This window comes from Nocardioides pelophilus (assembly GCF_014180685.1).
In the GTDB taxonomy this organism is placed as follows: Bacteria; Actinomycetota; Actinomycetes; order Propionibacteriales; family Nocardioidaceae; genus Nocardioides; species Nocardioides pelophilus.
In genome coordinates this window covers 1-10,439 of record NZ_JACEHF010000149.1, presented here as the reverse complement: position 1 = coordinate 10,439, position 10,439 = coordinate 1, and the positions used below count along the sequence as shown (strand labels likewise).

The window sequence follows — 10,439 nt, the reverse complement described above, 5'->3', positions numbered from 1 at the left end:
ACCTCGACGACCTCCCGGTCGACCTCTCCTCCGATGACGTCGACGTCCACCGGCCACAGCCGGCGGAGCTGCTGGCCGCCGCCGCGACCGCACGCGCCGGGCTGGTCGACCTCGGCGCGACACCCGCGGACGCCCCGCCGGCCGACGTCGACACAGCGGTCCAGCAGCTGGCGGCGATGATCCGCGAGACCGCCGGCACCGACCTCCGAGCGGCCCGCAAGGCCCGGGGCCGCGGCCGCCGCTGAGCCCAGCCAGGACGGTGGCCAGGACCGTGGCCAGGACGGTGGCCAGGACGGTGATCGGGCCCTCGATCTCCCCTGCTAAGGTCCGCCGCATGGCCCTGCGTTGGCTGGACCGTGATCGGCACGAGCGGCCCGCACCCATCTATCTCCACATCGGTGGACCGAGCACGGGCACGACGTACCTCCAGCGGTTGATGGCCGCCAACCAGGACGTCCTCACCCGCAGCGGCTACCTGCTTCCCGGCCGCAGCTGGCGCGACGTCGTGCTCGCCACCCACGATGCGCTCAACACCGCACCGAAGACCGACCTGGTCCAGGCGGCCGGGGGCCGCTGGGACAGCCTCGCCGAGGAGATGGTGGCCCACCGCGGCAAGGCGACCATCCTGTCGATGGAGTTCCTGTGCTGGGCGAAGCCCGAGGCGGCGCAGCGGATCGTCGACTCGCTGGGTGACGCCGAGGTGCACGTCGTCCTGACGGTCCGCGACACCGCGGCCGTGCTCCGGTCGCAGTGGCAGACCAACTGCCGCAACGGCGCCGAGGTCCCGTTCCGCCGGCTGATCTGGGGCCTGCGCCAGGTCGTGGAGAAGGAGGGTCGCCCGGCGACCCGCCCGGAGCGGATGATCGACCGCGCGATGGGCATCCCGCGGATGATCGACACCTGGGTGCCCCTCGTCGGCGCCGATCGCTTCCACGTGGTCACCGTCCCGCTCGACAGCCCCGACCCGGACCTGCTCTGGAAGCGGTTCGCCGGCGTCGTCGGCATCAAGCCCGGCCGCTGCCGGGAGCGGTCGGTGGAGAGCAACGCCTCCCTCGGCCTCCCGTCGAGCGAGCTGATGCGCCTGCTCAACCTCGAGCTCGGCTCGGTCACCCGTACCGAGTACCTCCGCACCATGAAGGCGCTCCTCGCCCGCGACATCCTCGGTGAGCGAGCGTCCGAGGAGCGCAAGGTCACCCTGAACCGAGCGGGCCACAACCTCTCCGCGCGGTGGAACCAGCGGATCCGCACCGCGATCGAGTCCAGCGGCGTCGAGCTGGTCGGAAGCCTCGACGACCTCCCGACCGCCAAGGCCGACAAGGCCGTGCCCACCGACCTCGAGTCCCCGACCGACGAGGAGCTGCTGTTCGCCGCGGCCACGGCGCGCGCGGGCCTCGAGCAGGCGATCGAGCGGCTGGAAGAGCGGATCGCGCGCTTCCGCGAGGAGCTCGGGTACGACGACGACGGGTTCGACCGCGGACCGGGCGACGCGGAGGGCGCGGGCGACGACCCCGACGACCCCGACGACCACGACGGCGACGATCACGACGGCGACGACGGCGGCGGTGACGACGGGCCGGACGACGACCCCGAGGAGGCCGGTCTCGACCGTCGCGCGCAGCTCGACCGTCAGCTCAGCGACCGGACCCCGGAGGTCGGTCTCGCGCTGACCGAGATCATCGGGCTGGTGCGGCGGGCCATGCCGCTCGGCGCCGAGCTGGCCGCGCTCAGAGCGCGGGCGGCTTCGGAGCCGTCCGAGGGAGCCGGCTGACGAACCCCGCGACCCACTCGCGCACGGCCTCTTCGTCGAGCTCGAGGTGCTCGAGGATCGTGTAGCGGTCCGGTCGGGTGCTGGGCGCGGCGAGGACGGCAGCGACGAACTGCTCCTCGGTCAGCCCGATCTGGACGGGCGAGACGGCGAGCCCGTGCCGGTCGAGACACGCGGCGATCTGGTCGAACCGGGCGTCGTCGCCGCGCAGGAAGGTGGCGAACAGCGCGCCGATGCCGGCGAGCTCGCCGTGGTTGGAGACACCCGGGTAGAGCTTGTCGATGGCGTGGATGATCTCGTGGCAGGCGCCGCTGCACGGGCGCGAGGTGCCCGCCACCGACATGGCCATGCCGGACAGGACCAGGGCCTCGGCGAGGGCGATGAGGAAGTCGTCGTCGCCGATCGAGTCGGGGCGGTGCAGGATCGCCTCGCCGGCGGTCCGGGCGAAGGCCAGGGCCAGCCCGTCGACGGCCTCGCCGCGCTCCCGGCGGGCGAGCAGCCAGTCCTCGATCGCCGACAGGTTGCTGATCGCGTCGCCGATGCCACCGAGGACCATCGCGGGCGGCGCGGTGCGGACGTAGTCGAGGTCGACGACGACCGCGAGCGGCAGGGCGACGCCGTACGACCCCTTGCCGTGGGGGTGCTCGAGCGAGGCCACCGGCGAGCAGATCCCGTCGTGCGCCAGGTTGGTCGCCACCGCGACCATCGGCAGCGCGGCGCGGGTGGCGGCGTACTTGGCGACGTCGATGGTCTTGCCGCCGCCGATGCCGACCACCGCGTCGTAGCCCTGGCGGCCGAGGGCCTCCTGGAGGTCTCCGGCGGAGGAGAGACTGCCTTCCTCCACCTGGAAGACGGTGGCGTTCGGCATCGAGGGGCGGACCCGCTCCCAGATCTCGGCGCCCTGACCGGAGCCGACGGCGACCATCACCGTGCCGCCGCTGGTGATCGCGCGCTCGTGCAGGAGCGCCGCGAGGTTGTCGACGGCGCCCGCACGGATGTCGAGGTGCAGCGGGCTCGCCAGCATCCGCGCTAGTAGCGGCATGCGATCTCCCTGGCCTTCGCCAGGTCCTCGTGGTTGTCGACCTCGACCCACGCCGTGCCCGGGGGCAGGGGGGCGATGTCGATCCTCATCCCCCGGTCGACCATCTCCTGGTAGCCGTCCTCGTAGTAGAGGTCGGGGTCGCGCTCGAAGGTGGCCTTGAGGGCGTCGGCGAGCCGCGGCACGGCGGCGCCCTCGATCAGGGTGGCGCCGATGTACTCGCCGTACGCCGTCGCCGGGTCCATCAGCTTGGTGATCCGGGACAGGGCGAGGTCGCCGGTCACCTGGATCTTCATCTCCTCGTCGGCGAGCTTCTTCTCCGTGTCGATCGCCAGGAGCACGTCGGGACCGCGGTGCTTGAGGAGCGTCTCCTCGACCGCCACCGGGTGGACGGTGTCGCCGTTGACCATCAGCACGCCGTCGGTCATGTGGTCGCACGCGAGCCACATCGAGTAGGCGTTGTTCCAGATCTCGGCCTTGTCGTTGTGGACGAGGGTGATGTCGACGCCGTACCGCTTCTCGAGGGCCGCCTTGCGCTCCTCCACGGCGCCGGCGGCGTAGCCGACCACGATCACCACGTCGCGGAGGTCGACCGCGGCCAGGTTGGCGAGCGCGATGTCGAGGATCGTGTCGCCGTCGTCACCGCCCCGCACCGGCACGAGCGCCTTCGGCAGCGTGTCCGTGTACGGCCGCAGCCTTCGGCCGGCTCCGGCCGCCAACACCATCCCGATCACAGTGGATCCCTTCGAGAACGCGAGTCCCCGACACCTGCGAGGACGACGGGCAAGGCTATCCTGCCCGGCATGAACGACCGACTGCGCGACGCCGGACGCAAGATCGGGCGGGCGGCCCCGGGATCGACTCGCCAGGAGGTCGCGGCGCTCCGCGAGCGGGTGACCGAGCTCGAGGCCGAGGTGCAGGAGGCGCGCCGGCTCAACCGGCGCGTGGCCGAGCTGCTCGACATCGTCGAGGAGCTGCTGGTGCCGCTGACCCTGCGTGACGAGGACAAGGTCAAGGCCTTCCTCGACGCGCACACGCTGACGCCGTGACCACACCGAGAACGAGGAACTAGGGCATGGCACGCACCGTCTACCTGCACATCGGGCTGCCCAAGACCGGCACCACGTTCCTCCAGACGACGATGTGGGAGAACCGCCGCGCGCTGCGCAGGCAGCGGTTCCTCTACCCCGGCACCAGCCGGATGGACCACTACCACGCCTCGCAGGAGGTGCGCGGGGCGTCGCCCGCGCGGATGGGCCGCAACGCCGGCGCGTGGAACAAGCTGGTCGCCAAGCTCGCCGCCTGGGACGGCGACGGGCTGGTGTCCCACGAGTTCTTCAGCATGGCCACGCCCGAGCAGGCGAAGGCCGCGGTCGCCGCACTCGCGCCGGCGGAGGTCCGGCTCGTGGTCACCGTCCGGTCCTACGTGCTGCAGTTCCCCGCCGTGTGGCAGGAGGCGCTGAAGATGAACTCCGACCTCGGGTTCGACGAGTTCATGGACCGGGCCCTCGCCGGCAAGCTCCGGGGTGGGTGGAGCTGGGAGTCGCAGGACATCCCGCGGGTGCTCGGCAACTGGATGGAGGCGGTGCCGGCCGACCGGATCACCGTGGTCACCGTGCCGCCGCCGGGAGCCCCGCGCGGGCTGCTCTGGGAGCGGTGGAAGGACGCCATCGGCATCGATGACAGCGCCTTCGACCTCGACGTGAGCTATGCCAACGAGTCGCTGGGCGCGGCCCAGGCCGCGCTGCTGATGCGGGTCAAGCCCCACCTGTCCGGTCCGCTGGAGGCCGGCGGGGTGCGGCACCGCTGGGTGCGCAAGTACTTCGGGCACGAGGTGCTGGTCCCGCAGCGCGGCGAACGGTTCGGGCCCCGCCCGCACCACGTGGCCGAGCTGGCGTCCCGTTCCGCCGCGGCCAGGGACTGGGTCCAGCAGCAGGAGGTCAGGGTCGTCGGCGACCTCGACGACCTGTTGTCGACCGCCGCGCCCGACGGCACCCACCCGGGCGACGTCCCCGACAGCGAGATCGTCGACGTCGCCGCCCGGGCCATCGAGCAGATGATCCGCGACGTGCGCGACCTGACGGCCGAGCGCGACCGGCTCCGCGCGGAGCTGCGACGCAAGGCTCGACACCAGCCCGTCGGCGGTGCCCGCGCCGTCGCGCGCCGGCTCAAGAGGGCGCTGGGGAAGTGACCGAGCCGACCGACGACCAGGTCGGGACCGAGGCCTCCGCTCCGACCACGACCGAGCCCCGGACGCTGCGGGTCCACGACGCCCGCCTCGTGCTGCCCGCGGACCTCGAGCCCGACTCGACGTACGACGTGCTCGTCAACGACCGCCACGTCTGGTCGCTCCAGCCGGGCAACGACACCAAGCCGGGCCGCGGTGGCCTGGTCGCCCGCTGGCCCGCGTCGCTCGCGCGCCACCTCGTCGGCCAGGCCGACGTGGTGCTGCGCGAGCACCTCACCGGCACCGTGGTCGCGACGGCGCACCACGTCTTCCGGGGCGCGACCGACAAGCGGGTCGACGTCGTCGACCGCACGGGCAACGCGCTCATCATCGACAAGTACGGCAAGCTGGTCCGTCCGCTCTCCGCCGAGGGCACCGACACCCTGGACGAGCTGATGGACCAGGTCGAGGCGCTGATCGCGACCATGCGCGACAAGGCCGGCGTGCCGACCTTCATCGCCTACGGCACCTTGCTGGGCGCGGTCCGCAACGGCCAGCTGATCGGCCACGACAACGACCTCGACATCGCCTACCTCAGCGACCACGAGTACCCCGTCGACGTGATCCGCGAGGCCTACCGCATCGAGCGGGTGCTGCTGGCCGAGGGCTGGTCGGTGCGACGCGGCTCCGGCGCGCGGCTGAACGTCCGGATCCGGCTCTCGGACGACTCCACCCGGTTCGTCGACGTGTTCACCGCGCACTGGGTCGAGGGCGTCCTCTACATCCCGCAGGACACCGGCTTCCGCCTCCCCCGCGAGACCATGCTGCCGCTGACGACCGTCGAGCTGCTCGGTCGCCAGGTGCCGGCACCGGCCGACTACGAGACGCTGCTCGCGGCGACGTACGGCGAGGGCTGGCGCACGCCCGACCCCTCGTTCCGCTACGAGACGCCGCGCTGGCTCTCGCGCCGGATCGGCGGCTGGTTCGGCGGCCTGCGCACCCACCGCAAGCAGTGGGACACCTTCTACGGCGCGCACCGCTCGTCCCTCCCCACCAAGCCGTCGTCGTTCGCGAAGTGGGTCGCCGCCGAGTACCCCACCGACCGCCCGCTGATCGACCTCGGCGCCGGCAACGCCCGGGACGCACGCTGGTTCGCCAAGCGCACCGGTCGCGAGGTGACCGCCGTCGACTACACGATCGGCGCGATGCTCCGGGCCCAGCGGCGGGCGTCGGACTCGCTGCCGCTGTCGTTCCAGGTCGTCAACCTGTACGACGCCCGCGAGGTGCTCGCCCTCGGCGTCCGGCTCAGCCGTCTCGACGAGCCCGTCGACGTCTACGCGCGGTTCCTGCTCCACGNGCGCGGTTCCTGCTCCACGCGCTCGAGGACCTCGGCCGTGAGCAGCTGTGGCGGCTGTCATCGATGGCGCTGCGCCGCGGCGGCCACCTGTTCCTCGAGTTCCGGACCGATCGCGACCGCAAGCTGCCGCACTTCTTCCAGCAGGCCGGGCGCCGCTACCTCGACCCCGCGACCGTGGTGGCGGAGATCGAGGCGCACGGCGGCCGGGTGGTGCACCAGGAGGCCGGCACCGGACTCGCGCCGTTCCGGACCGAGGACCCGCACGTCTGCCGGATCGTCGCGCGGTGGGACAAGCGCGAGGTCAGCGCCGGCTGAACGCCTCCGGCGCGGCCTGCCGCGTCCGCTGGCGCGGGTAGAGCGCCTCGGCCTCGTCGAGCTTGGCGCGGTGCAGCCGGCCGGCCTTGATCCGGTACTCCGGGTCGCTCGAGGGCTCCGGGAGCTTCTCGGAGCCGACGGGAGCGATCGCGAAGCCGGTGCCGAGCTCGGCCAGCGACTGGTGCTTGGTGTGGTAGTAGTCGTCGTCGACCTCGATGGCGATGCCCTCGGCGCCGACCGCGGCCGCCAGCTGGTGGAAGTGGTAGCGGGTCGTGATCCAGGTCTGCAGCGGCCGGCCGGGGAAGCCCTCGTGCCACAGCTGGACGAAGGTCATGAAGTTCTCTTCGGGGATCAGGTCCGCCAGGAGGTCGTAGGCCTTCCGGTCCCGGTCGTGGCCGGGGATCGACTCCAGGTAGCGGATCGTGCGGCCATCGAACCGACCGCTCTCGATCATGGAGCGGACCGCCGCGACCATGGCGTCGAAGGTCTCCGGGTCGGCAAGGTCGTGCTGCAGGCTGATCCACACGTCGCCGGGCTGTCCCGTGGGGTCGGGGCGCGTGCCGAAGCCCGGCAGCGCGGGCAGGTCGAGGAAGGCGTCGTTGACGCCCAGCTCGATGCCGGCCATCTCGGCGCTCGGGCGGTCGCGGGCGGTGGCGTGCTCGCACGCGGCGAGGTCGTCACGGGTGCGCTCGGGGTCGATCGGGGGCATCAGGCCGAGGCCGGTCGCCACCAGCCGGGCACCGGCCACCTCGGAGAGGCGACGCGCGGCGCGCACCAGCCGGCCGTGGTGCATCCAGTTGGCAGTGATGTGACCGCCGCCGACGAGGTGGATGGTGGTCGCGCGGCGCGACTCGATCAGCCCGTAGTCGTAGAGCGGGCTGCCGAGGTCGAGCACCAGGCGGTCGATGACCTCGTCGCCCTCGTCGGGGTCGGCGTCGATCGTCGCCCAGCTCACCCGCCACAGGATGTTGGTGAACTTGACCCGCGGGTGGATGCCCTCGAACAACCAGGTCGCGAGCCCCGGGTCGGGACAGTCGAGCACGACGTCGGTGTCCGGCTGTTGCTTGGCCAGGAACCTCAGCCACGACGCGGCGATGAGCTCGTCACCGAAGTTCGGGTGGCCAGCCGTGGACACCAGGTGGATGGTCTGCTTCTCGTTCTCGCTCCCCTGCGACACGTCGGCAAACCTAGCAGGGGCGGCGCGCCCCGGATCAGCACCGGGTGGGCCCGATGAGCCCGTAGCATCCACGTCCATGCGCCGAGCCGTCCTCCTGCTCGCGGTCCTGCTCCCGTTGGCCCTGGTGCCGCTGCCGGCCCGCGGCTACGAGCCCGGCGGCGGCGCGACGTTCAACGTCCCGAACCCGTGGGGCTCGGCCACGGAGAACACCCGGATCGTCCGGAAGGTGGAGGAAGCGTTCCGCCACGTACGGCGGACCCGGCGCGACCCGCACCCGGTCATCTTGATGACCGGCTACCTCTTCGACCGGATGACCAGTGCGGACGCGTTGATCAACGCCTGCCGCCGCGGCGTCTCCGTGCGGGTCATCATCGACCGCGACGTGGGCGCACGGCCGCTGCGCAAGCTCGTCACCGCCCTCAACGCCGACAACGTCCGCGACCGCGACCGCAACGGCGTCGCCGACAACGACCCCCGCGCCGGCCGGTGCAACCGGGCGCTCCCGAGCGACCACGACGGCCTCCGGCAGCGGGGCGACGCGATCCCGCTGATGACGCCCCGGCAGACCCGGCGGAGCCTGCGCCAGCCGACGGGGCGCGAGGTCACCTGGGGGACGGACGGGAGCTACGTCCTGCGGTGTTCGGGCTCCTGCCGGGGAGCCCCCGACGCGAACGTGCACTCCAAGTTCTACGCGATGTCGAACAGCGGAACCGCGACCGACGTCGTCATGGTGTCGTCGTCGAACCTGAACGGCGGCGGCGCCAAGCTGGGCTGGAACGACCTGGTCGTGATGAAGAACCGACCGGCGACCTTCGACTTCCTGACGCAGGTCCACCGGATGATGACCGCCCAGAAGCCCGCGAGCCGCGAGCTGCTCGAGCTCACGGACGGTCCCTACACGACGCGGGTCTTCCCGATCGAGGGCGGCAAGGACAGCGACCCCCTCCTGCATGACCTGCGCCAGATCAGGTGCTCCAGCGATCTCGGCCGGACCTCGCTGCACATCCAGCAGTTCTGGTGGAACGGGCATCGCGGCAACTACCTCTGGGACAAGATCCGCCACCTCGCCCGCGACGGCTGCAAGGTCAAGATCATCATCGGCGCCGTCGACCGCGGACTGGGACGGCGGATGCGCGACGCACGGCGGGCCGGCCTGATCGAGTTCTGGGACAGCCGCATCGACACCGACGACGACGGCTACGTCAACACCCGCACGCACATGAAGTCGATCGCGGTCCGCGGCACCTACGGCACGAACCGGCGCTACCGCGGCGTGTGGACCGGCACCGCGAACTGGTCCAACGGCTCGCTCACCCGGGGCGACGAGAACACCGTGAACATCCGCAGCGCGAGCCTGTGGCGCCGGTACGTCCGGTACTGGGCGACCGTCAGGAACCACTCGCACCGCTAGGGCGCGCCGGTGCCGGGCTCAGCAGATGAGCTCGCCGCGCACCCAGCACCCGCGGGTGGTGATCTTGAAGTCGACGATCACCGGGCGGTGGTCGGAGTTCATGCCGGTCACGATCCGCTGTCCCTGGGCGATCACCTTCCGGGTCGGCCGGAAGTGCACGTAGTCGATCAGGCGCTTGTCGAAACCGTTCGCGAGCTTGTGGGTGCCGGTCGCCGGCTCGCCCAACGCGTAGTAGCTGGCGCGGTAGCCCCGGGTGCCCATCGCGACGTACGGGAAGATCGGGTCCTGCGCGACCTTGTCGTTGCGGTAGTTGACGTTGAAGTCGCCGGTCACGAAGACCTGGCCGCCGCCCTCCTCGGTCTTGATCCGGTCGATGATCGCCTGGAGCCCGGCCATCTGCCGTGCGTAGAGGCGGGTACGACGGCGCAGGTCGTTGCGCCCGCCGTCGGACCCCTGGACGGTCGGCGGGAAGTGGTTGTTGAGGATCCAGATGGTGCGCCCCGTGACGTTGTCGAGCAGGCGGACCCGGACGACGTACTTCGCGTGCATCGTCGACGGCCCGGCGCCGCGGTCACCGACGTAGGTCTCGGGCGCGACCTCGAGCCAGTCGCGGCCGAGGAAGGTGAACTTGTCCGACCGCCACAGGATCGGCGTGCCGCCCGGCACGGCGGGGACCGGCAGCCAGCCGTCCCAGAGGCAGGTGTCGCAGTCGAGCAGCCGCTTGCGGACCCGCTCGCGCCGCTCCCAGCTCGACATCTCCTGCAGCGCCACGATGTCCGGGCCCTGGCCCAGCAGGCTCTTCACGTCCTGGAACGCGCGCCGGGTCGACGACGTCGCGGCCGTGTTGAACGACGCGATCCGCACCACGCTCGCGACCGGTTCGGGACCGGCCGCAGCCGTGCTCGTCGATCGGGCGTCGGCGGTCGGGCTCAGGGTGAGAGCGAGCGCGCCGATGAGGGCGGAGACTCCGAACCGAAGACCTCGGGGATTCCACACGGGAGATTTCCTCCTGCTCGGCGTGTCGCTACCGGAATTGCAGCGAAGTGCGTGTCAGGATGCGAGTTTCACACTAGTTACTCTGATCACGCAAGCCCTCTGACGCCTCAGTGGTCCCTTTGGTGTATCCCCATGGCCCGATGAGGCCAGGGCGCGGCGGTCGAACGGTGGTCGGTTCGACGAGGGCTCAGGCGCGGCGGCGGGGGGCGCGG

Annotated in this window: 10 protein-coding genes and 1 pseudogene; 7 read left to right on the top strand and 4 right to left on the bottom strand. The window is 71.6% G+C overall.

The annotated features are described in order from the left end of the window. Together H0488_RS18600 and H0488_RS18595 are read left to right on the top strand one after the other, a co-directional pair. The coding region (locus H0488_RS18600) for a hypothetical protein (protein WP_183100733.1) at positions 1-245 on the top strand (245 nt) is incomplete at its 5' end. 89 nt (positions 246-334) lie between these two features. Further along, complete coding sequence (locus tag H0488_RS18595; protein WP_183100732.1) at positions 335-1,768, top strand: hypothetical protein; 1,434 nt, start codon at positions 335-337, stop codon at positions 1,766-1,768. On the opposite strand, the gene H0488_RS18590 is transcribed toward H0488_RS18595, so the two are convergent. Together H0488_RS18590 and H0488_RS18585 are read right to left on the bottom strand one after the other, a co-directional pair. Beyond that, positions 1,725-2,807 carry an iron-containing alcohol dehydrogenase family protein gene (locus H0488_RS18590; protein ID WP_183100731.1) on the bottom strand — a complete coding sequence of 361 codons (1,083 nt, stop codon included), beginning with the start codon at positions 2,805-2,807 and terminating at the stop codon, positions 1,725-1,727. The genes H0488_RS18595 and H0488_RS18590 overlap by 44 nt on opposite strands. Further along, positions 2,795-3,529, bottom strand: a complete 735-nt coding sequence (locus H0488_RS18585; protein ID WP_220794772.1) for a phosphocholine cytidylyltransferase family protein — start codon at positions 3,527-3,529, stop codon at positions 2,795-2,797. The genes H0488_RS18590 and H0488_RS18585 overlap by 13 nt, the downstream gene beginning before the upstream one ends. A 78-nt stretch (positions 3,530-3,607) precedes the next feature. Here H0488_RS18585 and H0488_RS18580 point away from each other — a divergent pair, with 78 nt between their 5' ends. The 4 genes and pseudogenes from H0488_RS18580 (at position 3,608) to H0488_RS18565 (ending at position 6,643) form a co-directional block, all read left to right on the top strand. After that, positions 3,608-3,853: a DUF6752 domain-containing protein gene (locus H0488_RS18580; protein WP_220794771.1), complete on the top strand. Its 246-nt coding sequence runs from the start codon at positions 3,608-3,610 to the stop codon at positions 3,851-3,853. A gap of 26 nt (positions 3,854-3,879) precedes the next feature. Continuing rightward, positions 3,880-4,995, top strand: coding sequence for a hypothetical protein (locus H0488_RS18575; RefSeq protein WP_183100729.1), 1,116 nt, complete (start codon positions 3,880-3,882; stop codon positions 4,993-4,995). Between the two features lie 431 nt (positions 4,996-5,426). Continuing rightward, positions 5,427-5,837 (top strand): annotated as a pseudogene (locus H0488_RS25430) (LicD family protein); the annotation flags it as partial. 554 nt (positions 5,838-6,391) lie between these two features. Continuing rightward, complete coding sequence (locus tag H0488_RS18565) at positions 6,392-6,643, top strand: hypothetical protein (protein WP_183100728.1); 252 nt, start codon at positions 6,392-6,394, stop codon at positions 6,641-6,643. Here the strand turns inward: H0488_RS18565 and H0488_RS18560 are convergent. Beyond that, on the bottom strand, positions 6,630-7,820 hold the full coding sequence (locus H0488_RS18560; protein ID WP_183100727.1) for a polysaccharide pyruvyl transferase family protein: 1,191 nt from the start codon (positions 7,818-7,820) through the stop codon (positions 6,630-6,632). The two genes, H0488_RS18565 and H0488_RS18560, sit on opposite strands and share 14 nt — an antisense overlap. A 76-nt stretch (positions 7,821-7,896) precedes the next feature. Between H0488_RS18560 and H0488_RS18555 the strand changes: the two genes are divergently transcribed. Continuing rightward, positions 7,897-9,231 (top strand): phospholipase D-like domain-containing protein, encoded by a 1,335-nt coding sequence (locus H0488_RS18555; protein ID WP_183100726.1) that lies wholly within the window; start codon positions 7,897-7,899, stop codon positions 9,229-9,231. Positions 9,232-9,249: 18 nt separating this feature from the next. Here H0488_RS18555 and H0488_RS18550 read toward each other — a convergent pair whose 3' ends face one another. Further along, entirely contained in the window at positions 9,250-10,227 is a 978-nt protein-coding gene (locus H0488_RS18550) for an endonuclease/exonuclease/phosphatase family protein (protein WP_183100725.1), read from the bottom strand. Positions 10,228-10,439 lie beyond the last annotated feature (212 nt).

What these genes read in the sequence shown, in the direction of transcription:
- H0488_RS18575 (WP_183100729.1), top strand. Translation starts at nt 3,880, where the DNA reads ATGGCACGCACCGTCTACCTGCACATCGGGCTGCCCAAGACCGGCACC.
- H0488_RS18585 (WP_220794772.1), bottom strand. Translation starts at nt 3,529, where the DNA reads ATGGTGTTGGCGGCCGGAGCCGGCCGAAGGCTGCGGCCGTACACGGAC.
- H0488_RS18590 (WP_183100731.1), bottom strand. Translation starts at nt 2,807, where the DNA reads ATGCCGCTACTAGCGCGGATGCTGGCGAGCCCGCTGCACCTCGACATC.
- H0488_RS18565 (WP_183100728.1), top strand. Translation starts at nt 6,392, where the DNA reads ATGGCGCTGCGCCGCGGCGGCCACCTGTTCCTCGAGTTCCGGACCGAT.
- H0488_RS18580 (WP_220794771.1), top strand. Translation starts at nt 3,608, where the DNA reads ATGAACGACCGACTGCGCGACGCCGGACGCAAGATCGGGCGGGCGGCC.
- H0488_RS18555 (WP_183100726.1), top strand. Translation starts at nt 7,897, where the DNA reads ATGCGCCGAGCCGTCCTCCTGCTCGCGGTCCTGCTCCCGTTGGCCCTG.
- H0488_RS18595 (WP_183100732.1), top strand. Translation starts at nt 335, where the DNA reads ATGGCCCTGCGTTGGCTGGACCGTGATCGGCACGAGCGGCCCGCACCC.